We start from the raw sequence: 26,173 nt of genomic DNA, 5'->3' as shown, positions 1-26,173 counted from the left end.
TTGCTGGGGCTGCTTTGCAGCCCTTTCGCGACACAAGGCCGCTCCCACAGGTACAGCGACAACCTCGAGAGCAATGCTGTACCTGTGGGAGCTGGCTTGCCGGCGATGAGGCCAGCACAGGCAGAACCCTGAGCTTTAGCGCAAGGTATTCTTGGTCAGCTCAACTTCGTTCATCAAGGCCTTGGCCAACGCCGTGAGATAATCGGCGGCGCCCAGGAACTTGTGGTCGTCCTCCATATCGCCTTCGCGCAGCAGGTGCTTGATATAGCTCAGCAGGATCGACACTTGCTCGTAGGCATCATCAATAGGAATGCCGGGCTGCACCCGCAGCAGATTGATCGGCGGGTTGCCGACCTCGAGGAAGGTCTCTGCGCCGATGGTGAGGATGACTTTGGGTTCGTCTGTCATGTTTTCAGGGTTCCAGTTCTCTAGTAAGGGAACTGCCACCAGAATCTTTCTCACGGATTGAAGGTGGCAGCCATACGTGGGGTGAGAAACCGAGGAGAATTGGTAAAGACTCGGCCAGACAAAAGCCTGCCCACGTACGGCCACCATGACGGTGATACCAAATCTACCCGTCGGGTTCTCACACCCGGTCGCCGGAGCGACCCGAAAACGTTATCCGTGAGGTGTTTCCCCGACAACAGCGATAGTTCGGCAGCGCGCGTAGGATAATTCCCAAGCGGGTCGTTTCTGAAGTATTTGGTTTCATGTTCAGAAATGTCTTACAGGTGATGGCCTTGTTGGCTGTGGGGTGTAGGGCGAGAGGTTGGGGTCAGGGCTGCCATGTGTCCGGCACTGCATTTTCAGCGCCTGTGAGATCGAGCGCCGCCCGCGCGGCGCTCGATCTCCCAGGCACTGAAAATCTCATGACGAACACCCGCAACCCACCCCCCGTTTCGGGGAAAACCGCTGGGGAATCCTCCCCAATCTGTTTCGTTTGCCGCTGCAACCAACTGAAAATTAAAGCAATATGCTCCTGGCATACACCTTGCTCAAGCTCCACGCAGAGATCCTGTGTCCCGGAGGTGCAGCATGTCCATGCCACTCAAAGGCCCCATCCTGTCATCACTCGTTCTGGCCTTGCTCGGCTGGGAGTCGACCAGCGAAGCCGCCGTGCAGTGCCAGCGCACCCTGGTCGCCAACGTTGTGGCGCTGGACCAGCCACTGATGTTCAACCGCCTTGGCGCGCAAAACGCCAACGGCATGATGTTCGCACTGCGCGAGGATGTGGTGGACGACAAGATGGTCCCCCTCAGCAGCGGCGGGGCGGCGGTACCGGGCAAGGTCACCCTGCGCCCGGACAAGCGCCCGCGGCCCATCGTGCTGCGGGTGGCCGCCGGTGAATGCCTTACCGTCAACCTGACCAACCTACTCGACTACAAGGCCAACCCCAACAAGGACGGCATCGAGGCCGAAGAGCCTGAGGGCGAAGAGGAGGGGCCGGAGCTCGAAAATGAAGCCGCCGAAGGCTTCGTCGCCGATGAACAGGTGGCCGAACGCATGGTCGGCTTCCAGGTCAACGGCATGCAGGCGGTCAACAGCATCGCCGACATTTCGGCCTACACCGGGCGTAACGGCAACTTCTTCGTCAGCCCCGGCAGCACCCGCAGCTATACCTTGTACGCCGAACGCGAAGGCGCGTTCGCCGCTACCAGCAAAGCCGCCACCTTCGGCGGCGAGGGCACTGCGGGCAACGTTGCCAACGGCCTGTTCGGCCAGGTAGTGGTAGTGCCCAAACTCGGCCGCGCCTACCGCAATACCCTCACCGAAGAAGAAATGCGCCTGGCCACCACCGGCCGTACCGCCACCGGCCAGCCGGTGATCGACTACGAAGCCCGCTACCCGCAAATGCAACCCTGGATCGCCGAAGGCAAGGCCGGCAAGCCGATCATTGCCATGGTCGACGGCAACGAAATCATCAACAGCGAAACCGATGCCATCGTCATGGGCCCCAACCCCGATGGCAGCTTCCCCAAATCCACCTACCCGCTGGAAAGCCTGGGCAAGCGCAACCCGGCGTTGCCCAACCGCCTGGAGGCGTTCCGCGACTTTGCCTCGCAGTTCGCCGACGAGGTCGCCGGCACCCAGGCGTTCCCTGGCTACTGGGCCGACCCGGTGATGGGCCACGTACTGGAACCTACCCGCGACTCGTTCATGATCAACTACGGTTCCGGTGGCATGGGCGCGGAAGTGGTGGCCAACCGCCTGGGCGTGGGGCCGATGCACGACTGCCTGTCGTGCGCCTATGAGGAGTTCTTCCTCAGTGCGCACACTGTCGGTGACGTCGGTACCCTGGTGGACGTGCCGGCCAACGTCGGCCTGGAGCACATTCGCCCTGGCGAGGTGCCACCGGCCAGCGCCGTCGGGGTCAAGGCCAGCATGGCCCTGTTCCCGGCGGAACCGGCCAACGTGCACCACAGCTACATTGGTGACTTCACCAAGTTCCGCAACACCCACAACGGCCATGAACAGCACATCTTCCACCTGCACGGCCACCAGTGGCTGTTCAACCCCAATGACGACAATTCCGACTACATCGATGCCCAGGGCATCGGCGCGGGGGTCGGCTACACCTACGAAATCGCCAACGGCGGTGCGGGCAACCGCAACCGGGTGGCGGGCGATGCCATTTACCATTGCCACTTCTACCCGCACTTCGCCCAGGGCATGTGGGCCATGTGGCGTGTGCACGACGTGTTCGAGGAAGGCACCCGCCTGGAAGTGAGCGGGCAGGGCGAGAACGGCTTCCACAGCACCCCGTTCGCCCTGCGCAGCGGCAAGCCGGCGGTTGGCGCGCGGGCCTTGCCCGATGGCGAGATCGTTGCGGGTACGCCGATCCCGGCCATCGTGCCGCTGCCCGGCAAGGCCATGGCGCCGATGCCAGGCAAGGTGGTGGTGGTACCGAAGCTGTCCGAAGCGCTGGTTGCCGCCAATGATGACGACGACGAGCCCGAGGAAGAAGAGGATGAAGAGCCAGCCAATCAGGAACCGGTTCGCAAGGCCATCGGCTCGCTGGCGCTGGTCGACCGCAGCGACGCCAACCGCAACGCCGACGGCACCTTGAAAAACCCTGGCTATCCGTTCTGGATCGGCGGCATGGAAAGCAGCGTGGGCAACCGCCCACCAACCCCGCCACTGGACATGCTCGACCCGGCCATGGCACGCCAGCTCAAGGAAAGCGGCAAGGCGCTGTGGGCCAACCTTGACCCGAACCAGGTCGATGGCTGGGATGGCGGCCTGGGGCGCCACGCGCTGGACGGCGTATCTGCAGGCGGCGAGGCCGAAACCACCACCACCAAGCTCGATTTCACCAAGGTGGTACACAAGGCCAAGCCCATCTACCTGCCGGAAGAGGGCACCGATGTCGAGCAGGCGGCCATGCAGTTCCATGCCCAGGCCGAACACCAAAGCTTTGCCCTGATCCCCGGCAGCCAGCCGGTGGCCAAGGCGTTCCGCACCAACGGCGCCTTGCCGACTGCCGGCGCGCCGTTCTACGAGCCATGCATGGATGACCGGGGCAAACGCCTGACCCAATCTTCCGGGGTAGGCGAGTTCTTCAGCGGCGAAAGCCTTTCGGGCCTGAACTTCCGGGGCTCCTCGGCCTTCACCGCCGACCACCCACGCATCTACAAGGGCGCCAACATCCAGTTCGACGCGGTGTACAACAAGGTCGGCTACCACTTCCCGCAGGCCCGCATCATCGCCCTGTGGGAGGACGCCTGGCCGGTGATCACCAAGCAGCGCCCGCCAGAGCCACTGGTGATGCGCATGAACACCTTCGACTGCACCATGTACCAGCACACCAACCTGATCCCGAACATCTACGAGATGGACGACTACCAGGTGCGCACCCCGACCGACGTGATCGGCCAGCACATCCACCTGCCCAAGTGGGACCTGACCGCCGCCGACGGCTCGGCCAACGGCTGGAACTACGAGGACGGCATCCTCTCGCCCGGCAGCGTGGTCGAGCGGGTGCAGGCCATTCGCGCCTACAACGGCTGCACCCAAGGCGATAGCCGCGACGGCACCGCCGCCTGCCCGCAAGCCAGGCAGCACCCATACTTCGGCCGCTTCGGCCGGGCCGACTGGCTGGGCGCACGCACGGCCATGCAGCGCTGGTTCGCCGACCCGCTGGTGAACGTGTACAACGTCGATCGTGGCCTGGGCACCATCTTCACCCACGACCACCTCGGCCCATCGACCCACCAGCAGCTTGGGCTGTATGCCACCGTACTGGCCGAACCGGCCAACTCCACCTGGTACCACGCCGAAACCGGCGAGAAGCTGTACAACCCGGCCACGCGCCAGGACGGTGGCCCGACCTCGTGGCAGGCCGTGATCCAGACCGGTGACCACGATGGCGACGGCAAGAACGACAGCTACCGCGAGTTCTTCCTGGAATACAGCGACTTCCAGCACGCCTACGAGGCCGGTGTGTACGTCGGCGCCGGGCCGGACGGCATCCCCAATGCCCAGTCGTACCCGGCCACCGCCGACAGCTTCCGCTACGCCATCAACCCGCCGGTGCGCGGCAAGGCGTCGAACCTGCTGGAGGCCATCGTCGAGGAACGCGGCGGCATCAACCCGGGCTGCCCAAGCCGGCCCTGCCCGCAGGCAATCTCGGTGGATGACCCGGGCATGTTCGTCGTCAACTACCGCAACGAGCCCCTGGCCCTGCGTGTGTACGACCCGAACAAGGTCGGCCCGGACGGCAAGCGTGGCATGCAGGCCGACGGCCTGGCCGGCGACCTCAGCTATGCCTTGCAAACCCGTACCGACCGGGCGATTCCGGCCATGAACCTGGCTCCGTCGGCGATTACTTCGGCCGTGGGCCCCACCGGCGGCACCACGCTGTTCCCGCCGCACATCAACGCGGCCGGCAGCGAACCGGGCGACCCGTTTACCCCGATGCTGCGCACCTACTCCGGTGACAACGTACGCCTGCGCATGCACGCCGGCGGCCATGAAGAGGAGCACAACGTCACCTTGCATGGCGTGAAGTGGCTGCAGAACGGCACCGGCTACGGCAACAGCTCCAACTCGGGCTGGAAGTCATCGCAGATGATCGGTATTTCCGAGCAACTGGGCTTCATGGCGCCGGTGTCGATGATCTCCAGTTCGGCGGCCACCAACGGTGACTACCTGTATTCCCTGGACGCGGCCCTGGAGGGCTACTGGAACGGCATCTGGGGCATCATGCGCAACTACACCGCGCAGCGTGCCGACCTGTTCCCGCTGCCCAACAACCCGCAGCCGGTGGCCATGCGCAACACCGTCAACTTCGACGGCATCTGCCCGAAAACCACGGCCAACCCCAACGGCATCGGCAGCCGCCCCACGGTCAAGCGCAGCTACGAAATCGTCGCGGCACTGGCCAACGACATCCTCGAGAACCGCAACGGCGTCAGCATCAATGACCCGGCCGGTGTCGGCCAGCATGTCGGCGGCCCGCTCAAGGCCAATGGCGGCACCCTGGTGTTCAACAGCCGCAAGACCGCCATCCCGCTGGTCAGTGGGGTAGACCCCGAAGATGGGGAACCCTTCACCATTGGTGGCCACAGCGCGCCGCTGCACGACCCGACCGCGATCCTGTACGTGCGCAAGGCCGACCTGGACGCCACCACCGGCAAGCTCAAGGCGGGCGTGCCCGTGGAGCCACTGGTGCTGCGCGCCAATGCCGGCGAGTGCATCAGCATCACCCTGGAAAACCGCCTGCCGCTGGTGATGCCGGACCTGCCCAGCACTGCGGTGATGCACAACGTGGTCAAGCGTGACCGCTTCGACAGCGAGGGTGCCACCGCCTTTGCCAACAACCTGATGCGGCCGTCCAGCCACGTGGGCCTGCATGCCCAGCTGCTGGCCTACGACATCACCAAGTCCGATGGCGCCAACGTCGGCCTCAACCCGGTGCAGACCGTAGCCCCGCGTGCCGGCACCAGTGGCGCCTGGCCGACCCGTACCTACCAGTACTATGCCGGCCACCTGGAGCGTGAAGGCAAGCCGGTGTCGCAGCTGGGCCGCACGGTGGACAACATCAACACCACGGCCATCGAGTTCGGCGGCCTCAACCTGACCCCGTCGGACTTCATCAAGCAGCCGCAGAAAGGCCTGGTGGGTGCCATGAGCATCCTGCCACAGACCGCCACCTGGACCGAGGACAGCGCAACACGGGCCCAGGCCACGGTCAAGGTCACCGGCCAGCCCGACTACCGCGACTTCGTCACGGTCTGGCAGCGTGCGCTGAACATGCGCTGGGCCGACGGCCGCCCGGTGGAGGGCATCAATACCGAAGGCAACGGCGCCGCCGGCGACCCGCAGGACAACGGCAACATGGCGGTCAACTACAAGACCGAACCCCTGTGGCTGCGCTTCGGCATGGCCCCCGACTCACCCTTCGGCCGCGCCGGTGGCCTGGGCTTTGGCGATGTGCCCAATGCCCACATGGCCTACGCCAACGCCCTGGTCGGTGGCGACCCGCAAACCCCGGTGCTGTACGCCAAGCCCGGCCAGCCGGTGCGCAACCATATCGTCATGCCCAGTGGTGGCAGCCGCGGCATGGTCTACCAGCTGGATGGCCACTTGTGGCCGCTGCACAACTACCAGGCCGAGAAGAACGACGTGGACGGCTACCCGCTGAGCCTGCCTGGCATCGGCTCGGTGCGCTTCGGCTACAACCCGATGGCCATGTACATCGGTGCCCAGGAAAGCGTGCTGCCGGCCGCGCACTTCAGCTTCATGCTGCCCAGTGCCGGCGGCGCCAACGCGGTGGCGGGTGACTACCTGTTCCGCGACTACGCCGCCTACGGCAACCTCTCGGGGCTGTGGGGGATCTTGCGGGTGACCAATGAAGCGCCGCCGGCAACGGCACCGGCGCAGTGACGGTAAATGGGGGCGCGAAAATGAACAAGAAGACCCGCCTTGCATGCATGGGGGTAGCACTGGGGGCAGCGCTGATCGGCCTGGGCGTGGCCTATGAAAGCCTGTGGTGCGATCCGCGCGAGTATTTGCAGGGCTCTGCCGACCCGCAGGCCCCGCACCGGCTCAGCCGCGACGGTGTGACCGTGGAGTTCGAGGCCCGGCCGCTGGCGGGGGATCAGCTGCAGGAGGGCAGCTTCGCCAACATCCGTTTCAAGGTCAGCGACCAGGCCAGTGGCCAACCGCTGTCGGGCATGGCCCCGGGGGCGTGGCTCGACCCGACGCAGTCGGCCCCGGAGGGCGACCGCGACCAGAGCTGCAAGGCCCGTGTCGCGCTGTTCCTCAAAAGCAGCATTGGCGCGCGGCCTTTGCTCGACCTGAACAGTTACTTCCTGTTGATGATGAACAAGGACGCCAGCCTGACGGTGATCGACCCGACCGTATCGGTGGGCGGCGTGACCAGCACCATGGCCCGCATCGACCTGCCTGGGCGGCCCATGGACTGGGTAGCCACCGCTGACGACAGGCAGGTGTTCGTGTCCATTCCCGAGCGCGGCAAGGTCTCGGTGATCGACACCGAGACCTTCACCCGCGTGGCCGACCTGGACGCTGGCGACCAGCCGCTGCGCGTGGCCCTGCAACCGGACCAGCACCGGCTTTGGGTAGGCAACAACAGCAGCGACCCGGCCAAGGGCGGGGTAACGGTGATAGACGTACCGGGGCGCAACACCCTGAAAACCTTCAACACCGGCGGCGGCCACCACGAAATCGCCTTCAGTGGTGACTCCCGCTACGCCTATGTCAGCAACCGCGACAGCGGCACCCTGAGCGTGATCGACATCCCGGAAATGCGCCTGGCCAAGACCATCAAGGTTGGCCCGCACCCGCTGTCGGTCAGCTATTCGGCGTTGTCCCAGGCGGTGTACGTGGTCGATGGCGAGGAGGGCAGCGTGCGCGTGTTCGATGCCCGCAACCACCAGCTGCGCCACACGGTCCAGGCCGAGCAGGGCCTGGGGCCGATGCGTTTCAGCAGCGATGGCCGCTATGGCATCGTGCTCAACACCCTGGAGAACCAGGCGCTGGTGATCGACGCCAGTACCGACAAGCTGATCCACCGGATCCCGGTGGCGGCCGAACCGTATCAGCTGACTTTCACCAAGGGCTATGCCTACGTGCGCGGCCTGGCTTCACCGAAGGTGAGCATGATCAACCTGGCCAGCCTGGGCGAAGGGCGTTCGCCGATCATCCAGGGCTTCGAGGCCGGCCCGGCGGCGCCACGCCAGGCTGGCGACCTGCCGCTGGCTCAGGGGCTGTCGGTGTCGCGCGATGACAATTCGGTGTTCGTGGTCAACCCGGTGGACAACACCACCTACTTCTACGCCGAAGGCATGAACGCACCGATGTCCGGCTACAACAACCGTGGCCACCAGGCCCGTGCCGCCATCGTCGTCGACCGCAGCCTGCGCGAACTGGCGCCGGGCGTGTATGGCTCGACGGTGAAGATGCCCGCCGCCGGCAAGTTCGACGTGGCCTTTTTGCTCAACCAGCCGCAGATCATCCACTGCTTCAGCACCGATGTGGTCGCAGCGCCGAATGCCGGCAAGCGCAAGGGCGCGCATGCCGAGTTCATCGGCCTGGACCGGCCGTTGTCGCAGCACAGCGCTGTGACCGCACGGGTGCGCATCGTCGGCGACGACGGCCTGCCGCGCCTGGGCCTGAGCGACCTGAGCCTGCGCTACTTCCTGGCGCCTTCGTCGATGCCACGCAACCTGCAGCTGGAGGAGGTGGGCGAGGGCATCTATCAGGCGGCGCTGAGCCTGCCCGAAGCTGGTGCCTGGTACCTGCACGTGCAGTCGCCGTCGCTGGGGCGCAAGTTCGCCGAAGAAAACTACACCAGCCTGCGCGTGCTGCCGGCCGCAACGTCCACCGTTTCCGAAAATGACGTGAGGAACCTGCGATGAACGCCAAGCATGCTTGCACACTGTTGGCCCTGAGCCTGGCTTTTGCCGGCAACCTGGCCCTGGCCCATGGCGGCCACGACCACAACGGCCACGCCGAACAGCCGCCGGCGGCGCGCCAGGAAAAGGCCAGCGTGCGCTTTGCCGATGTCTCGCTGCTGAACCAGGACGGCATGCCGGTACGCCTGGAAAAAGACCTGGTAGGCGACCACCTGGTGGTCATGGGCTTTATCTACACCAGCTGCACCACGGTGTGCCCGGTGGTGTCGTCGATCATGGGCAAGGTCCAGCAGCAACTGGGTGGCCGGGTGGGGCAAGACATTCACCTGGTATCGATCAGCGTCGACCCGCAACGTGACGACGCCAAGCGCCTGCAGGACTACGCCAAGGCCTTCCAGAAGGGGCCGGGCTGGAGCTGGCTGACCGGCACGCCATATGCCATCAGCGAAACCCTCAAGGGCCTGGGCAGCTTCAGCGCCGACCTCAGCCAGCACCCGCCACTGATCCTGGTGGGGGACGGGCGCACCGGCCACTGGACGCGCTACTACGGCTTCACCGACCCGGCAGTGCTGATCGACGAAATCAACCGCCTAGGCGCCCGCCGGGTGCATGCCAAGAGCACGGCGATTGCCGACCATCACGAGGTGCAACCATGAGCCTGGTAAGCTCCCGCCGCGCAGGCATGCGCGGTTTTGACTGGCTGATGCTGGGTGGTTGCCTGTGGATCCTCGCCTCGGTGGCGTTCGCCCATGAAGGCCATGCCCCGCAGGCGCCAGAACCGCAGCCGGCACCGCAGGCGATGACCAGTGGCGGCGGTACCCGCGATGCCCAGGCCTGGTTCACCGACACTGTGCTCAAGGACCAGAATGGCCGCGAGCTGCGCTTCTACAGCGATGTGCTCAAGGACAAGGTGGTGATGCTCAACGTGATCTTCACCCATTGCACCGACGCCTGCCCGCTGATTACCCGCAAGTTGCGCGAAGTGCGCGAGACCATGGGGCCGCAGCTGGCCAGCCAGGTGACCTTCGTGTCGATCAGCAGCGACCCGCTCAATGACACCCCCGAAGTGCTCAAGGCGTTTGCCGGGAAGCAGGGCGTGGATGGGCCCAATTGGTTGTTCCTGACCGGTGACAAGGCCAATGTCGATTTGGTGCTCGGCCGCATCGGCCAGTTCCTGCCCAGCCCCGAGCAGCATTCGACACAGCTGATTGCCGGCGATGTGGCCGGCAAGCGCTGGAGCAAGATCCGCCCGGATGCACCGCCTGCGGCGATTGCCCAGCGCATGCAGTTGCTGGCACTGCCTTTGGCAGGGCGGTGAGTATCATGAATGCCTTTGCGGCCTTGTGCTGTTGCTGCCGGCCTCATCGCCGGCAAGCCGGCTCCCACAGGTATGCCACTGCCTTCAGGCACGCTGCGATCTCTGTGGGAGCTGGCTTGCCGGCGATGAGGCCTGAGCAGGCTGGAAAAGCCATGAGCACGATCCTGGTTGTGCTTTTGAGCCTGATGTTTTGCGCTCCGGCCTTTGCCCTGGACCTCAGCGCCAACGAACAAGCCGGCAAACACCTCTACCGCCAGGGCGTCTCCAGCAGCGACGCACAGCTGCAAGCCCGTGTCGGCGCCAGCGACATGACGGTCCCCGCCAGCGTGCTGCCCTGCGCCAGTTGCCACGGCAACGATGGTCGCGGCCGTGCCGAAGGGGGCTTACGCCCACCCAGCCTCGACTGGCAGCGCCTGGCGCAAGGCCAGGGCGAACGCGAGGTCAACGGCCGCCGCTATCCGGCCTACACAGACAGCAGCCTGGCCCGGGCGATTCAGCACGGCGTCGACCCGGCAGGCAATCGCCTGGACCCGGCCATGCCGCGCTTCGAACTCACCTTGGCCGACCAGCGCAACCTCACGGCCTACCTCAAGCGCCTGACCCAGGAGCGCGACCCCGGCGTGGAGGAGGGCGTGCTGCGCCTGGGGACCTTGCTGCCGGCATCCGGCCCGCTGACCGAGGCCGGGCAGGTGGTGCGTGCGGTGCTGGAAGACGGCCTGACGCAACTCAACCAGCAGGGTGGCATCCACGGGCGACGCCTGGAGCTGGTGGTGCTCGACCCGGGATCCGACCCGGCCAGCGCCGAACGGGCGCTGAAGCAGTTGCTGGAGCAGGAGCAGGTGTTCGCCCTGATCGCGCCATTGGCACCCATGCTCGACCAGCGCCTGGCAACCTTGCTGGCGCCCCACAATGTACCGCTGATCGGCAGTACCCCACGCAGCGGCGGCAGCCCACAGATTTTTGACCCGTTGCCCGGCTTGCCCGCGCAATTGCTGAGCCTGGCCGGCCACGCCCGCGCGGCACTGGGGCTGGCTGCCAACGACCTGCGTGTGGTGTATGCCGGCAATGAACAAGCGGCGTTGGCCGAACAGGTGCGCGAACGCCTTCAGCAGCAGGGCTGGTCACCACCTGCGGCCCAGGCCTTTGCTGGCCAGGCCGTGGACGGGCAGGGCATTGTCTTCCTCGGCCGTGCCCAGGCCTTTGCCGAACTGGCTTCGGCGCTGCAGTCAGCCGGCCGCCAGCCATACTTGTTTGCCGCCTCCAGCCAGGTGACCGGCGCCGTGGCGCGCTTGCCCGAGTTTTGGTCGCAACGGGTGTTCCTGGCTTATCCCTACGTGCCTGGGGACTGGACCGAACAGGGCCAGGCGATTCTGGCCGGCCTGCAGCAGCGCCAGGGCCTCGACCCTCGCCAGGCGTCGTTGCAGGTCAACACCCTGTGCGCGCTGCGCCTGCTGAGTGAAGCGTTGAAGCAGACAGGCCGCGACACCAGCCGCGAGCAGCTGATTGCCGCGCTGGAAGGCCTGCATGATGTGTCCACCGGCCTGACCCCGGCCCTGGGCTTCGGCCCCGGTCGCCGCCAGGGCATGGCCGGTGCCCATGTGGTGGCGGTGGCCCTGCCCGGGCCGCGCTTCACCGCGGTCACCCCATACCGGCCACTGCCGGACAGCCCTTGAGCGGAGGTTGCCATGCGCGTTCTGTTGTTGTGCCTGTTGCAGGTGCTGGCCAAGGCAAGCTGGGCCGATATGCCGGCGGCTCGGGTCAACGGTGTGGAGATCGAGACGATGCGCCTGGAGCGCTATTTCAGCGAATACCTGGACGCCCAGGGCCGCGCGGTGGCCAGCATCCGCAACCCGAACCTGTACCAGCGCCTGCGCGACCAGGCACTGAATGAACTGATCGACAAGGAGCTGTTGTGGCAGGAGGCCCAGCGCCGCGGCATAGCCATCAGCGACGAGCAGGTGTCGGCGCATGTGGGCGAGGTCGAGGCCGCGCTTGGCAGCCCGGCAATCTTTGAACGGCGGCTGGCGGAAGCGGGCTTCGATAGGGCACAGTACAATGAGTACACCCGGCGCGAGCTGGCCGCGCAGCAGGTGTATGCCCAGCTCAGCGCTGTCGCCGCGCCCAGCCAGGCCGAAGTGGAGGCATTCTACGATGCCAGCCTGGAAACCCTGCAAGGAGTGCAGAAACAAAATGACGAACCTTCGGTCATACGCGAACAGGGACTGGTTCAAGCCAGGGCCACGCTCATCGGGCAGCGGGAGGCGCAGGCGCGCCAGTCCGTGCGCCAACGTTTGCGTGCGTCCGCTATCGTGGAGATTGCCGACTGAGGTGACTGATGGCGTTTCCCCAATCATGGGGAATAACGATCTGGCAGTGTGCCATCAGTTTCCCCGCATGTGGGGAACCAGGCCGGTGCGCCTGCCCGCTGCGTTACGGATGTTGATCGGTACCCCCTGGCGAATCAATGACTTACAGTGGTGCAGCATGATTTTTCACGCCTGGCACGAAGCCTGCTCAAGCCTGTACAGGGGCGCACTTCGCAGACCGGGTTACCGGGCAGTTCTTGGGAGTCGACCTTGGTGAACAGAGTATTGGTAGTCGATGACGAACAGACTCTTGCGCAGAACCTGCAAGCGTACCTGCAGGCGCAAGGCCTGGAAGTTCATGTTGCCCACGACGGTGCCAGTGGTATCGAGCAGGCTGCAAGCCTGGCACCGCAAGTGATCGTGCTGGATTACCGCTTGCCCGACATGGAGGGTTTTCAGGTTCTGGAGACCGTACGCAGGAACAGGCAGTGCCACTTCGTGCTGATTACCGCCCACCCCACCGTCGAGGTGCGTGAGCGGGCCGCCGAACTGGGTGTGAGCCATGTCCTGTTCAAGCCGTTCCCGTTGGTGGAACTGGCCCGTGCAGTCTTCGACCTGATGGGCATCGAGCGCCGGCGCAGGGCCACGGACAACCCGGCTGAAGGGTTTGTCGAACGACGCCAGAACAGGAACGAATCGTTCCCCCTGCAGTTGTACGATGGAAGCTGGGTATTGGCCGACCGCCGCCGCAACGGCGCCAAGCCCCCGGGGCCCGACGACGATCAACTGCTCACAGGGGAATAGCGGCGCCCGCACCCCTGGCCGAGCCAGCCTGCGACGCGCCCCTGAGCGGAGTCGCAGGCCATGCCAGAAGCATTCGATGCAACCGTTACGGCCTTATCGCCGGCAAGCCAGCTCCCACAGGATTCGCGTTGCCTTCAGGATTGCGCTGTGCCTGTGGGAGCGGGCGTGCCCGCGAAGAATCCAGCACCATTCTCAGCCTACCCCCGCGACCTGCTGGCCCAGGCCCGCCTGCAAACCAGCGACGAACGCCTGCTCACCCGCCTGGAACAGCTGGCCTGCGACACCCCCGACACCTTCACCCAGCGCCTGGGCCTGACCCTGCATTACCCGGTGCTGGACAGCCACACCCTGCTGGCCAGCACCCCACGCTTCGACAAGGTCAGCCTGGCGATGTGCCTGAAGCGTGAATTCGTCCTGATCGAGCAGGGCGGCCAACTGCTGGGTGTGTTCGCCGACCCCTTCGACCACGCCCGCCTGGCCTGGATCGACGATGTGCTGCAAGGCGCACCGCTGTACCTGGCCCATGCCGCCGACCTTGCCACCTTCCTGGCCCGCCACGAAGAAAGCTTCCACGCCGTGGACGCCCTTGATCACGACGCCGAAGCCAGCAGCGAAAGCGACCCGCTGCAGCGCCTGTCGCTGGCCAGCATCAGCGAAGACCAGAGCCGCGTGGTCAAGCTGGTCAACTCCACGCTGTACGACGCCCTCAAGCTGCACGCCAGCGACATCCACCTGGGCATGACCGGCCAGGGCCTGACCATAAAGTACCGCATCGACGGCGTGCTCAACGGCGCCGGCAAGGCCAGCGGCAGCGCCTTCGCCGACCAGGTGATCTCGCGCATCAAGGTGATGGCCGAGCTGGACATCGGCGAAAAACGCGTGCCCCAGGACGGCCGTTTCAAGGTTGCCGTGGGCGACCGGCAAATCGACTTCCGGGTATCGATCATGCCCAGCATCTTCGGCGAAGACGCCGTGCTGCGGGTGCTCGACAAGCAGGACCTGTCCGACCGGGTCAGCGGCGTGCAGCTGCAGGCCCTGGGCTTTGCCGAGGAAACCCTGCGCGCCCTGCGCCGCCTGGCCGCCGAACCCTACGGCATGATCCTGGTCACCGGCCCCACCGGCAGCGGCAAGACTACCACCCTGTACGCCATGATCAGCGAGATCAACCACGGCGTGGACAAGATCATCACCATCGAGGACCCGGTCGAATACCAGCTGCCTGGCGTATTGCAGATCCCGGTCAACGAGAAGAAGGGCCTGACGTTCGCCCGCGGCCTGCGCTCGATCCTGCGTCACGACCCGGACAAGATCCTGGTCGGTGAAATCCGCGATCCGGACACCGCGCAAATCGCCGTGCAGTCGGCGCTCACCGGCCACCTGGTGTTCACCACCATCCACGCCAACAACGTGTTCGATGTGATCGGCCGTTTCAGCCAGATGCAGGTCGACCCCTACAGCTTCGTCTCCGCGCTCAATGCGGTGCTGGCCCAGCGCCTGATCCGCCTGGCCTGCCCGCACTGCGCCACGCCGTGCGAAGTCGACGACGACACCCTGTACGGCGCGGGCCTGACCCGCGAGGGCGTGGCCGGCTGGAAGTTCGTCCGCGCCCAGGGCTGCGGCCAGTGCCGTGGCAGTGGCTACCGCGGCCGCAGCGCCATCGCCGAACTGCTGCACCTGGACGACGACCTGCGGCAGATGATCGTCGAGCGTCGCCCTCTGTCGCAAATCAAGAACCTCGCCTGCCAGCGTGGCCTGCGCCTGCTGCGGGCCTCGGCCCTGGACCTGGTCCGGGATGGCCGTACCACACTCGAGGAGATCAACCGTGTCACATTCATCTGATCGTGGCGCTTACAGATACAGTGCCGTACTCGGTGCCGAAGGTGTGGGCCTGGGTAGCTGGCACGCCAATCACCACCAATGGCTGGGCAGCCGCGACTTTACCTGCGATGCCGCCCAACCGGCCTGGGAGGCCGCCGTCGACGCCCTGGCCACGCTGCTGGCCGAGCATGCCGTGCGCGGTGCCCAGTTGCGGGTACTGCTGTCGGCCCGGTACAGCCGCTTCTGCCTGGTGCCCTGGAGTGATGCCATCAGCCACCCGCGCGAGCTGGACGCCTACGCCCGGGCCTGTTTCGAAAACCTCTACGGGCAGCCGCTGGACGACTGGCGCATCGTGCTGTCGCCCGAGCCGGCCGGTGCCGCGCGCATCGCCACGGCGTTGCCCGAAGCCCTGCTGCAGCGGCTGCAGGCGCTGGGCCGGGAAAGCCACCTGAGCCTGCGCTCGGTACAGCCGTACCTGATGGCCGCCTACAACCGCTGCTCGGCGCAGCTGGGGCAGGGCGACTTCCTGTTCGTCCTGGCCGAACCGCGCCGCAGCGTGCTGCTGCTGGCTGCCGGCGGGGCCTGGCAGCAAGTGCTGACGCAGGGCTGTGCCGACAGTGACCAAGCCCTGCAAGCACTGATCGAGCGTACCTGCGAGCTGTACGGCGAGCACCTGCCACGGGTCTACCTGCATGCCCCGGGCCGGGGTGACGTGCCGCAACTGGCGGCGGTGCAGCTGTGCCAGCCAGCCAGCGATGCCGACCCACTGTGCGCCATGTGGCGGGCGGTGGCCTGACATGCGCCGCCTCGACCTGGAATTCCAGCCCCGGCGCAACGGCCCGTTGGCCTGGTCGCTGCTGGCCGTGGCGAGCGCCACCGTTGCCGGCCTGGTGCTGCTGCAACAAAGCTTGCAGGCCGAGCAGGTCGAACGGGAGGCCAGCGTGCACAGCCTGGAGCAGCAACTGGGCCGTCGCCCGGCCACTGTCGCGCCGCTGAGCAGCGCCGCCAGCCGCGAACAGGCCGAGCGCCTGGCGCAGATGCAAAGCGTCTCGCAGCAACTGCAACGGCCTTGGCAGCAGCTGTTCGCCATGCTCGAAGCGCAGCCCCAGGACGACGTGGCGCTGCTGAGCCTGGCCCCCGACGCGCGCAAAGGCCAGCTGCGCATCACCGCCGAGGCGCGCAACCTGGAAGCGATGCTGCAGTACCACCAGCGCCTGGAGGCCAGTGCCGAGCTCAGCGATGTGTCGTTGCTTAACCACGAAGTGCTGGCCGCGCAGCCCGAACACCCGGTGCGCTTCACCCTCACCGCTACCTGGGAGACCGGCCATGCGCGCCCGTGAATCGCTGAACAGCCTGATCCTCCAGGAGCGCCTGCGTCGCGTCGGCCCGGTCGGCCTGGCTGCGGTTGCGGTGGGCCTGCTGGCCGTGGGCGTGCTGTGCGCCGGGGTGTTGCCGCAATGGCAGAACCTGCGCGAACTGCGCGCCACCGAAGCGGACGCCAGCGTGCAGGTCGAGCGGGTCAGGCGTGGCGAGCTGAAGATTGCCATCAAACCCGAGCAGCAGGCCCTCGACAGCCTGCGCCAGCAACTGCCGGGGCAGCCCCGGGCCAGTGAGCTGATCGAGCGCCTGTACCACCTGGCCAGCGCCGAGCATATCAGCCTGGCGCGTGGCGAATATGCCCTGGGCATCGACCCCAGGACGCAACTGGCGCGCTACCAGATCGTGCTGCCGGTACGCGGCAGCTACCCGCAGATTCGCGGTTTCCTCAAGGGCCTGCTCAAGCAGTTGCCGACCCTGGTGCTGGAAGACCTGGAGCTGCAACGCAAACGCATTGGCGACAGCGAGCTCAACGCCCGCCTGCGCATGACCCTTTACCTGTCGAGGTCATGATGAACACACAACGTGCTGTCATCTGGGTTGGCTTCCTCGGCGTGAGTGCGGCGCTGGCCTGGGCGCCGGGTCATTGGTTCGGCGAGGAAGACAGTGTTGCCCCCTTCGCGGGCGCGCCCGCTCCCACAAAATCGGCGGTATCCACGGTCCCTGTGGGAGCGGGTTTACCCGCGAAAGGGCCGGAACAAGCCTCCAGGGATCTCTTCCCAACCCAGCAATGGACCAAACCCAAGGCTCTGGCCACTGTCACCGAACAACCCGTGGTCACCGCACCCGCCGTAGTCGCAGCCCCGACTGCACCGGCCCTGCCATTCCAGTTCATTGGCCGCATTGGCGACCGCGACGACCTGCAGATCTTCCTGCAGAGCGGCGAAAAACTTTACGTCGTGCGCCAGGGCGACGTGATCGAAGACACCTACCGCCTCGAGCGGGTATCGGCCAGCGAGCTGCACCTGGTCTACCTGCCTTTGCATCAGTCGCAGACTTTGTCTGTAGGGAGCGCACCATGAAGTCGTCAAAGCTGTGCAAACCGGCTCCGTTCCTGCTAGTGGCGCTGTGCGTGGCCATTGCCGGCTGCGGCTCCAGTGCGGTACGCAAGGACAGCGAACAGCTGATGAAGGAGGGCCAGTACGAAGCCGGCATCGCCAGCCTGGAAGAAGCCCTGCGCGAAGACCCACGTGACACCGAGCTGAACATCGCCCTGGCCCACAGCCGCCAGGCCGCGGTCGAGGCGCTGCTGACCCAGGCCGACGCCGACCGCATCCGCCACGACTTCGCCAGCGCCCGCATGGGCTATGGCCGGGTGCTGACCCTGGAGCCGAACAACCGCCGCGCCCAGGAAGGCATCCGCCAGCTGGAGCTGATCCGCACCCTCGACGAGCGCGTGGCGCTGGGCCAGGCGGCGCTGCGCCAGGGCGACCTGTTCGGTGCCGAGCGCTACATGCGCGAAGTGCTGCGCCTGGACCCGCAGAACCAGAAGGGCATTGCCCTGCGCAGCGACATCGAGAACGTGCAGGCGCGCACCGCGCAACCGTTCCCGCAACTGCGCAGCAAACTGGAGCGGCCGGTGACCCTGGAGTTTCGCGACGCCAACCTGAAGACCATCTTCGAGGTGCTGTCCCAGGTTGCCGGCATCAACTTCATCTTCGACAAGGACATGCGCCCGGACATGAAGGCCACCATCTTCGTGCGCGAGTTGCGCATCGAGGACGCCGTGGCGCTGCTGCTGGAACAGAACCAGCTGCGGCAGAAGATCGTCAACGAAAACACCCTGATGATCTACCCCGACTCGCCGCAGAAGACCAAGGACTACCAGGAACTGGTCATGCGCACCTTCTACCTGACCAGCATCGACTCCAACACCGCGCTGAACATGGTCAAGACCATGCTCAAGACCCGCGACGTGTTTGTCGATGAGCGCCTCAACACCCTGACCATGCGCGACACCCCCGATGCCGTGCGCATGGCCGAGAAGCTGCTGCAGTCGCAGGACCAGTCCAACCCCGAGGTGGTGCTGGAAGTGGAGGTGATGGAAGTGGCCACTTCGCGCATCCTCGACCTCGGCCTGCAATGGCCCAACACCTTCGGCGTGCTGAGCTCCGACGGCCAGCCGGTAAGCGTGCTCGACCAGCTCAAGGGCATCGACTCCAGCCGCATCAGCATCGCGCCGGCGCCGCAGGCCAAGATCAATGCCCAGGACAAGGACATCAACACCCTGGCCAGCCCGGTGATCCGCGTCAGCAACCGCGAGCAGGCGCGCATCCACATCGGCCAGCGGGTACCGATCATCAGCGCCACCTCGGTGCCGTCCACCCAGGGCCCGGTGATCACCGAAAGCGTCACCTACCTGGACGTGGGCCTGAAGCTTGAGGTGCAGCCCACCGTGCACCTGAACAACGAAGTGGCGATCAAGGTAGCCCTGGAGGTGAGCAACGCCACCCCGCTGGAAGCCACCCGCCAGGGCACCATTCCGGTCCAGGTCGACACCCGCAACGCCCAGACCACCCTGCGCCTGCACGATGGCGAAACCCAGGTGCTGGCCGGCCTGGTGCGCAACGATCACAACGCCAGCGGCAACAAGATCCCGGGCCTTGGCGACATCCCTGGCCTGGGCCGGCTGTTCGGCAGCAACAAGGACGACATGAGCAAGTCGGAGCTGGTGCTGGCGATCACCCCGCGCATCGTGCGCAACCTGCCGTACCAGAGCCCGTCGGACATGGAGTTCGCCACCGGCACCGAGTCGGCCATGCAGGTGCGGCAGATGGCGCCGTTGCCGCCAGCGGATGTGCCTGGCAATGCCCCGGCCACCGATGCCCCGGTGGTGGAAAGCCAGATGGCGATCGCCCCACCCAAAGGGAGCCCGCGGCCATGATCGCGCAGCGCCGCATGCAGGGCTTCAGCCTGATCGAGGTGGTGCTGACCCTGGCACTGCTCGGGCTGCTTGCCAGCATGGCCGCGCCGCTGACCGAAACCGTGGTGCGCCGCGGCAAGGAACAGCAGCTGCGCGAGGCGCTGTACCAGATTCGCGACGCCATCGACGCCTACAAGCGCGCGTTCGATGCCGGCTACATCGAGAAGCGCCTGGACGCCAGTGGCTACCCGCCGAACCTGCAGGTGCTGGTCGACGGGGTGCGCGATGTGCGCAGCGCCAAGGGCGCCAAGTTCTACTTCCTGCGGCGCATCCCGCACGACCCGCTGGTGGCGGCCAAGGGTGAGGACGAAGGCGGGTGGGGGCTGCGCGCCTATGACAGCAGCCCCGAAAACCCGCGCGAAGGTGAAGACGTGTTCGACGTGTATTCCAAGGCCCGCGGCAAAGGCCTGAACAACATCCCCTACGGGCAATGGTGACAGCCATGAAACGCAGCAAAGGCTTCACCCTGATCGAACTGCTGGTGGTGCTGGCGATCATCGCCACGCTGATGACCATTGCCATGCCGCGCTACTTCAACAGCCTGGAAAGCTCCCGCGAGGCCACCCTGCGCCAGAGCCTGGCGGTACTGCGCGAGGCGCTGGACCACTACTACGGCGACACCGGCCACTACCCGGACTCACTGGAGCAGCTGGTAGAACAGCGTTACCTGCGCAACACCCCGATCGACCCGATCACCGAACGCAGCGATGCCTGGCAGCTGGTGCCACCGCCTGAAGGCGTGGCCGGCGGCGTGGCCGATATCAAGAGCGGTGCCACAGGGAGGGCGCGCGATGGCAGCCTGTTCGCGGAATGGTAAGGCCGACGCCGGCTTCACCTACCTGGGCGTACTGCTGCTGATTGCGGTCAGCAGCGTGGCCCTGGCCGCTACCGGCACGCTCTGGGCCAGTGCTGCCCAGCGTGACCGCGAACGCCAGCTGTTGTGGGTAGGCAGCCAGTATGCCCAGGCCCTGCGCAGCTACTACCGCGCCTCGCCGGGGCTGGCCCAGTACCCGCAGGAACTGGCCGACCTGCTGCAGGACAACCGCTTCCCGCAGGCCAGGCGGCACATTCGCCGGTTGTACCCCGACCCCATCACCAACAGTGACGATTGGGGCCTGCTGCGCTCGATCGATGGCCGGATCACCGGCGTGCACAGCCGCTCGGACGCCACCCCGTTCAAGCGCAGTGGCTTCAGCGCCGAATGGAGCGGTTTCGACGGGCTGGAACATTACAGCGACTGGCAGTTCGTCGCCGAACAGGCCTTTACCGAAAGTGCCGGTGGCGTGCAGACCCATGCCGGCCCGGGAGACACGCCATGAGCCGCCTGGCCGCGTTGTGCCTGGGTCTGCTGCTGGTGGCAGTGCTGGCCACCTCGGCCAGGGCCGGGGACGAGGACGAGATGCAAGGCTTCATCGTCGACAACACCATCTCGCACATCGGCCACGACTTTTACTACTACTTCGCCGACCGCCTGCGCGCCACCAGCCGGCTGGATTTCAACCTGGTGGTGCGCGAACGCCCGGATGCCCGCTGGGGCAGCCTGGTCACCGTGGAGTTCGAGCGTGAGGTGGTGTACCGCCGCTTCCTGCCGCCGAACACCACCGAGCTCAAGGACGAGGCCGTTGCAGCAGCCGACCTGGTCAAGCAGCAAATCATCCAACGCAAGTTGCAACGCCTGCTGCAGGACACCACCGATCTGGAGAGGGACGAGCTATGAAGCACCACATACCCCGTTGCATCGCCGCCTGCCTGTTGGCCAGCGCGTGTGCCGCCCAGGCCACCGAGCTGGTGTACACCCCGGTCAACCCGGCCTTTGGCGGCAACCCGCTCAATGGCACCTGGTTGCTGAACAACGCGCAGGCGCAGAACGACTACGACGACCCCGACCTCAAGGACCGCTCCTCGGCCTTTGCCGGCACCACGGCCCTGGAGCGCTTCAGCAACCAGCTGGAGTCGCGGATGTTGTCGCAGTTGCTGGACAACATCAGTAACGGCAACACCGGCAGCATGGCGACCGATGCGTTTCTCATCGACGTCATCGACGATTCCGGGGCCCTGAGCATCAAGGTCACCGATCGCGCCACAGGAGAAATTTCGATCATTGAGGTCAGCGGCCTGAACCCTTGAGGGGGCAAGGCTATTTGTTTGGGGAGAGAACACCATGAAACGTCTGCTGAGCACGCTGCTGATCCTCACTGCCCTGGGTCTGCATGGTTGTGGCCTGCGCGAACCGATGCCCGCCGAACAGGATTCGGAAACCCCGACCCTGACCCCCCGTGCCTCGACCTACTACGACCTGATCAACATGCCACGGCCCAAGGGCCGGTTGATGGCGGTGGTGTACGGCTTCCGCGACCAGACCGGGCAGTACAAGCCGACCCCGGCCAGCTCGTTCTCCACCAGCGTCACCCAGGGGGCGGCGAGCATGCTGATGGACGCCCTGAGTGCCAGTGGCTGGTTCGTGGTGCTGGAGCGTGAAGGCCTGCAGAACCTGCTGACCGAGCGCAAGATCATCCGTGCTTCGCAGAAAAAGCCCGACGTGCCGGAAAACATCATGGGCGAGCTGCCACCGCTTCAGGCCGCCAACCTGATGCTGGAGGGCGGGATCATTGCCTACGACACCAACGTGCGCAGCGGCGGCGAAGGTGCCCGCTACTTAGGGATAGACATCTCCCGCGAGTACCGCGTCGACCAGGTGACCGTGAACCTGCGCGCGGTGGACGTGCGCACCGGGCAGGTGCTGGCCAATGTGATGACCAGCAAGACCATCTATTCTGTCGGCCGCAGCGCCGGGGTGTTCAAGTTCATCGAATTCAAGAAGCTGCTCGAGGCTGAGGTGGGGTACACCACCAACGAACCGGCGCAGCTGTGCGTGCTGTCGGCGATCGAGGCGGCGGTGGGGCACTTGCTGGCGCAGGGGATCGAGCGGCGGCTGTGGCAGGTGGCAGGGGATGCGGGGGAGGGGCAGGCTACGGTGGACAAGTATCTGAGCCAGAATCAGCAGCCGTGATTGGCTACGAGGGCCTCTTCGCGGGTGAACCCGCTCCCACAGGTACAGCGTCAACTCGAAGCCCGCGCCGTCCCTGTGGGAGCGGGCGCGCCCGCGAAGCAGACGACGCGGTGGATGGCACCGGCTTTGCCGGTGTTCGCGGGCATGCCCGCTCCCACAGGTATCGCGTGATCTCAAGCGCGACGCCGTCCCTGTGGAGGCGGCAACGGAAGTGTTTCTGCACATTCCCTTCGCTTGAAACGCTTCCCCGACACCGGTAGTCTTTGCCCGCTGCTGTAAGTCCAGCAGTCGGGTTTGGTCACCCGCAATCATCAAGGCGCACAAGCGCCCGCTATGCGATACAGTTGGCGCTTTTTTGTGCCTGGCTGTTTCATTTTATGGCGGCTGTGCGTGGGGCGCCTCCGTGCGCGCCGGTTTCCTTGATTCCCGGTTGACCAACCCGCGTACAGTCGCCACCCATTCGTTTGGTCACGTTGTGTGGCGGCTCCAGTGAATCAAGGAGCGACACAATGACAAAAGGCTTACCCGATCCTCCCGTACGCGCCACCACGGCGTCCTCCAGTTTCTCCACGTGCGAATGCAGCCATCCACCGTTGTTTGCCGTGCGTTCGGGGGTGGACTACGAAGATGCGCTGGTGCATCTGTCCACGCTGCTCAAAGGCGCGTTTGCGACCAATCTCAAGGCACTGGAGCTGGCCAAGGGGACCTGTCGTGATCTGTTGTTGAGCAACGACCATGGGCTGGATTCGGCCAAGGCGGTGGTGGAGGCGTTGCTGGATGGGGTGGAGAGGCAGCAGCTGGTTGGGCGGAAGACGGTACCGGGTGTCTGACGAGCGTTTGGGCTTTGTTTGACTCAAGCGGCAGCCGTGATTGACCTCGATGGCCTCTTCGCGGGTGAACCCGCTCCCACAGGTTCAGCGCCAACTCGAAGCCAGCACAGTACCTGTGGGAGCGGGCGCGCCCGCGAAACAGACAACGCGTGCGCTGTTCAAATCGTGCAAGCCCGCGATGAGGTCGATGCATGAAACCAACGATCTTCAGGTCGTTCAGCCCTCTTTGGCATAAGGTCCCGAACAGGTAGATGAAACCTTGCACCCACAAGCAAGCTCTGCCGGCTCGAACACCAACGAAATACCGTTGAACAAGACACTACCGTCACCGCCAGAGACCAACGCAAATGTCCCTCCATGAAGCGCGCATGGCGCACGATCTCCGAGGACGCATTGCTGCCGCCCGTTGACAAGAACTCCGCTTCCTTCCCCCATCCGACCACCCCCGCTGTGGGGATCGCCCTTTCGAATCGCACCTTGTCGGGACATCGCTCAATCCTTTGCGCTGTTTTGCAAGATTGCTTCGTAAAGGCCGGCCGGCACGGCATCAGGATCGTGTTTGCAGGCGGCAGCCAGGAAGCGCATCAGCAGTTCATCCGGCTCGAAGCGCATGCCAGGCGGGCAGGTCAGCCTGGCGTAGGGTGTTTTCATCAATGGGTGGTCGATGGAAGGGTTCGGCAGGCCCAGCGAACGGCGCAGGTTGAGAATGGCCAGGATCTCGGCGGGGTAGACGGCCTCGAAGGGGGAGCCGAATTCGAAATTGCCGGAGTCAAGTTCTCGGGATGTCAGGGCGATCCGTTGGACATGGGTATCGCAGGCCGCCACCAGAATTGGCGCCAGTTTATTGGGATCAGGTTCGCGCCAATGGGCGACCAATTGACCCCAGGCAGGGTCGCGAGGCAGGGCGTGCTTGTCGAGGTCAAGCGGTTTGCCGAGCCAGTCGCCGATGATGGTCAGACCGAAGGCGGCGTAGCGTAAGGTGGTACCGATCGGCAGGTTGTGGCCATCGCTGACACCGTAGCCATTATGAATACCCGTGAAAATAGCTTGGTGAAAGGGCTCAATCAGTTCTAACCGGCCAGTAGCTAGTGCGCACAATATTAGGTGAGTGGTCCCATCTAAATCGCCGATGCTACTTTCTTTAGTGCCCGCAAGTTTTTGTATTAAGATTGCCTCAGCGATTAACATCTGTGTAATGCCAGAAACGAAATCCAATGACGCTGGCCCGTATGGGTGCTGCGGTGCAAGCTGTAAACCTTTTCCAATATTGTTCATGCCAACTCTGAATATCTGATTGCAAGCGATACCGATGGTTTCGCCAGTCATGATGTAAGAGGTCAGCATGTCGCACCTTACGAGTAGGTCCTCTCTCGCCCATTCGTGTATTTTTTTCAAGCTGACTTTGAGTCGATCTTTTGTCTGTCTATTCATGTTGGTTCCAGAGATTAATTTGTATTCCGCTTCGGTCGCCGACAATGGTGTTAGGATGACCTTTCGAGTCAAAGAATACTTGCGCATGAAGGAATGAAACCTTTCGCGAGTCCAAGCTGTCCTCTATTGCTTGGTGCTTTGTAATAAAGGCTGGGTCAGTTTTTGTAAGGGCTTCTCCCCATCCTTGTCTTTTTCTGCGAATCAAGTCCTGTATGCGCTGAAGGTTGGCTTTGCCTCCTGCTTTCTGGGTGTTGATGAAACCAGGCGTCTTGCTTTTCCCTAGAGTCGTCTTCACCTCGATCACCAACAACGTCCCAGCCTCGAACGTCAGTTCCTCCAGCGGCGCCGTCCCCTTCAGCCCATCAATGTGATGCCGCATTTCCAGCGTCGTCGGATTACGCACCGTCATCGAGGGCGGTGGTGGTACGTACACCAGCATGTCGATCCCCTGGTCGCTCTTGTTTTTCAAACCGAACTGGCTGGGCCGGGAAGGGTGGGTGCTCAGGCCGAGGATGTTCTCCGGCTTGACCTTCCAGTGGCTGACCAGGGCAGCCGCCAGGGCTTCTTCGCCGGCATCGGCGACGACTCGGGTCAGGCTGCCGCCCATGCGCACCGGCCCGATGCTGTGCTGAATCATGGCCACCAGCCGGTCACGCAGGGTGGTGGCCATGTAGGCGTAGTCAGCCTTGCCGCCAGCCACATCGAGCGCGACCAGGCTGGCATTGCGCTCCACCGAGTGCAGTTCACGGGCGGTGACCGGCAGTTCACCCTCACGGGGGCGTCGCTGGATGCGGGTTTCCAGTACGGTGACTTCGCCGGCGCTGCGGTTGCCAAGGCGCCGGACTTCCTCTTGCGACAGCGCGGCGTTGTCGAGGCGTACGGTGGTCATGCTGCCGGGCTGCAACTTGTGCATCAGCCAGCGGGCGCCGCCGATGGCGGCCGGCAGCAGCAGGGCCAGGTTGATGGCCATGAATACCTGCTTGCCACGTGCCTCGGCAGTGTCGGGATTGGCCAGGCGCGCCAGGTCGGTGAAGAACTGCTCGCCGATACTCAGGCCTTCGCCAGTGATCATGCGGCTGCTGCCGTCGACCATGGCATCGGCGGCCAGCGCGGCTTCCAGGGCGACGAAGGCATAGCGGCCGAGCGATACGGTGCCCTTGATGCCGCGCACCACCGGTATGAACGCCAGCACTCCGAGGGCGAATTCGCCCGCGCCAATGACGCCTTGCCAGAAGCGAGCCCTGGCCTTGGCTTCGGCGTAGTGCTGAGCCAGCTGTTCACAGGCCTGTTCGATCGGGTACAGGCCACTGGGCGTGTGCCAGGTATAGGGCAGGCTGATACGCTGGGTGCCGTGCTCGTCGACGTACTCTTCCCGTTGCGCCTCGGCCCACTGCACATGGGTGAAGGTGGCGAAATAGATCTTGTGGTCGGTGAACAAGAAATTGCTGTGCAGGGCAAAGGCATAACCGTGCTGGCT

General features: G+C 64.9%; 24 protein-coding genes. 20 read left to right on the top strand and 4 right to left on the bottom strand.

Translation table 11 applies throughout. The annotated features are described in order from the left end of the window. Nucleotides 1–135 precede the first annotated feature (135 nt). On the bottom strand, nt 136–408 hold the full coding sequence (locus ACLCGK_RS26175) for a DUF3077 domain-containing protein (RefSeq protein WP_025339381.1): 273 nt from the start codon (nt 406–408) through the stop codon (nt 136–138). 627 nt (nt 409–1,035) lie between these two features. On the opposite strand from ACLCGK_RS26175, the gene mnxG reads away from it, so the two are divergent. The 20 genes from mnxG (at nt 1,036) to ACLCGK_RS26075 (ending at nt 23,265) form a co-directional block, all read left to right on the top strand. Continuing rightward, complete coding sequence (gene mnxG, locus ACLCGK_RS26170; RefSeq protein ID WP_410953282.1) at nt 1,036–6,885, top strand: manganese-oxidizing multicopper oxidase MnxG; 5,850 nt, start codon at nt 1,036–1,038, stop codon at nt 6,883–6,885. A 20-nt stretch (nt 6,886–6,905) separates the two neighbouring features. Beyond that, nucleotides 6,906–8,882 (top strand): cytochrome D1 domain-containing protein, encoded by a 1,977-nt coding sequence (locus tag ACLCGK_RS26165; protein WP_410953281.1) that lies wholly within the window; start codon nt 6,906–6,908, stop codon nt 8,880–8,882. Continuing rightward, entirely contained in the window at nt 8,879–9,535 is a 657-nt protein-coding gene (locus ACLCGK_RS26160) for an SCO family protein (protein ID WP_015270598.1), read from the top strand. Before ACLCGK_RS26165 ends, ACLCGK_RS26160 begins: the two co-directional genes overlap by 4 nt. Next, nucleotides 9,532–10,197, top strand: a complete 666-nt coding sequence (locus tag ACLCGK_RS26155) for an SCO family protein (protein ID WP_085720395.1) — start codon at nt 9,532–9,534, stop codon at nt 10,195–10,197. The genes ACLCGK_RS26160 and ACLCGK_RS26155 overlap by 4 nt, the downstream gene beginning before the upstream one ends. Before the next feature lie 152 nt (nt 10,198–10,349). Then, complete coding sequence (locus ACLCGK_RS26150) at nt 10,350–11,870, top strand: ABC transporter substrate-binding protein (protein ID WP_410953280.1); 1,521 nt, start codon at nt 10,350–10,352, stop codon at nt 11,868–11,870. A gap of 12 nt (nt 11,871–11,882) precedes the next feature. After that, on the top strand, nt 11,883–12,524 hold the full coding sequence (locus tag ACLCGK_RS26145; RefSeq protein ID WP_013972866.1) for a SurA N-terminal domain-containing protein: 642 nt from the start codon (nt 11,883–11,885) through the stop codon (nt 12,522–12,524). A gap of 249 nt (nt 12,525–12,773) precedes the next feature. Then, nucleotides 12,774–13,307 (top strand): response regulator, encoded by a 534-nt coding sequence (locus ACLCGK_RS26140; RefSeq protein WP_031325917.1) that lies wholly within the window; start codon nt 12,774–12,776, stop codon nt 13,305–13,307. A 165-nt stretch (nt 13,308–13,472) separates the two neighbouring features. Next, nucleotides 13,473–15,146 (top strand): GspE/PulE family protein, encoded by a 1,674-nt coding sequence (locus ACLCGK_RS26135; protein ID WP_410953279.1) that lies wholly within the window; start codon nt 13,473–13,475, stop codon nt 15,144–15,146. After that, nucleotides 15,130–15,921, top strand: a complete 792-nt coding sequence (locus ACLCGK_RS26130; protein WP_024087223.1) for a hypothetical protein — start codon at nt 15,130–15,132, stop codon at nt 15,919–15,921. The genes ACLCGK_RS26135 and ACLCGK_RS26130 overlap by 17 nt, the downstream gene beginning before the upstream one ends. Before the next feature lies 1 nt (nt 15,922). Continuing rightward, nucleotides 15,923–16,465, top strand: coding sequence for a PilN domain-containing protein (locus ACLCGK_RS26125; protein ID WP_015270593.1), 543 nt, complete (start codon nt 15,923–15,925; stop codon nt 16,463–16,465). Continuing rightward, on the top strand, nt 16,452–17,015 hold the full coding sequence (locus tag ACLCGK_RS26120; RefSeq protein ID WP_247845942.1) for a GspMb/PilO family protein: 564 nt from the start codon (nt 16,452–16,454) through the stop codon (nt 17,013–17,015). The genes ACLCGK_RS26125 and ACLCGK_RS26120 overlap by 14 nt, the downstream gene beginning before the upstream one ends. Next, on the top strand, nt 17,015–17,524 hold the full coding sequence (locus tag ACLCGK_RS26115) for a hypothetical protein (RefSeq protein WP_043936184.1): 510 nt from the start codon (nt 17,015–17,017) through the stop codon (nt 17,522–17,524). The genes ACLCGK_RS26120 and ACLCGK_RS26115 overlap by 1 nt, the downstream gene beginning before the upstream one ends. After that, nucleotides 17,521–19,386 carry a secretin N-terminal domain-containing protein gene (locus ACLCGK_RS26110; RefSeq protein ID WP_015270590.1) on the top strand — a complete coding sequence of 622 codons (1,866 nt, stop codon included), beginning with the start codon at nt 17,521–17,523 and terminating at the stop codon, nt 19,384–19,386. Before ACLCGK_RS26115 ends, ACLCGK_RS26110 begins: the two co-directional genes overlap by 4 nt. Continuing rightward, the gene (locus ACLCGK_RS26105) at nt 19,383–19,862 is read left to right on the top strand and encodes a type II secretion system protein (protein ID WP_085720390.1); all 480 of its coding nucleotides are present in this window, start codon (nt 19,383–19,385) and stop codon (nt 19,860–19,862) included. The genes ACLCGK_RS26110 and ACLCGK_RS26105 overlap by 4 nt, the downstream gene beginning before the upstream one ends. A 5-nt stretch (nt 19,863–19,867) precedes the next feature. Next, nucleotides 19,868–20,242 carry a type II secretion system protein gene (locus ACLCGK_RS26100; protein WP_024087221.1) on the top strand — a complete coding sequence of 125 codons (375 nt, stop codon included), beginning with the start codon at nt 19,868–19,870 and terminating at the stop codon, nt 20,240–20,242. Then, entirely contained in the window at nt 20,217–20,744 is a 528-nt protein-coding gene (locus ACLCGK_RS26095) for a type II secretion system protein (RefSeq protein ID WP_013972856.1), read from the top strand. The genes ACLCGK_RS26100 and ACLCGK_RS26095 overlap by 26 nt, the downstream gene beginning before the upstream one ends. Further along, nucleotides 20,741–21,142, top strand: coding sequence for a curli production assembly/transport protein CsgE (csgE, locus tag ACLCGK_RS26090; RefSeq protein ID WP_013972855.1), 402 nt, complete (start codon nt 20,741–20,743; stop codon nt 21,140–21,142). Before ACLCGK_RS26095 ends, csgE begins: the two co-directional genes overlap by 4 nt. Further along, nucleotides 21,139–21,552, top strand: a complete 414-nt coding sequence (locus ACLCGK_RS26085; RefSeq protein ID WP_013972854.1) for a curli assembly protein CsgF — start codon at nt 21,139–21,141, stop codon at nt 21,550–21,552. Before csgE ends, ACLCGK_RS26085 begins: the two co-directional genes overlap by 4 nt. Before the next feature lie 34 nt (nt 21,553–21,586). Then, nucleotides 21,587–22,435, top strand: coding sequence for a CsgG/HfaB family protein (locus tag ACLCGK_RS26080; RefSeq protein WP_038409719.1), 849 nt, complete (start codon nt 21,587–21,589; stop codon nt 22,433–22,435). A 593-nt stretch (nt 22,436–23,028) separates the two neighbouring features. Beyond that, nucleotides 23,029–23,265 carry a hypothetical protein gene (locus ACLCGK_RS26075; protein WP_015270586.1) on the top strand — a complete coding sequence of 79 codons (237 nt, stop codon included), beginning with the start codon at nt 23,029–23,031 and terminating at the stop codon, nt 23,263–23,265. A 216-nt stretch (nt 23,266–23,481) separates the two neighbouring features. On the opposite strand, the gene ACLCGK_RS26070 is transcribed toward ACLCGK_RS26075, so the two are convergent. From ACLCGK_RS26070 to ACLCGK_RS26060, 3 genes are all read right to left on the bottom strand, one after another. Then, nucleotides 23,482–23,754 (bottom strand): PAAR domain-containing protein, encoded by a 273-nt coding sequence (locus ACLCGK_RS26070; RefSeq protein WP_080604882.1) that lies wholly within the window; start codon nt 23,752–23,754, stop codon nt 23,482–23,484. A gap of 3 nt (nt 23,755–23,757) precedes the next feature. Then, the gene (locus ACLCGK_RS26065; RefSeq protein WP_410953278.1) at nt 23,758–24,609 is read right to left on the bottom strand and encodes a hypothetical protein; all 852 of its coding nucleotides are present in this window, start codon (nt 24,607–24,609) and stop codon (nt 23,758–23,760) included. A 79-nt stretch (nt 24,610–24,688) separates the two neighbouring features. Next, the coding region (locus ACLCGK_RS26060; protein WP_410953277.1) for a hypothetical protein at nt 24,689–26,173 on the bottom strand (1,485 nt) is incomplete at its 5' end.

The sequence above is a fragment of the Pseudomonas sp. S1(2024) genome, from assembly GCF_046557535.1.
Note: the sequence above shows the minus strand (reverse complement) of the source record. Positions and strands in the feature narration are given on the sequence as shown.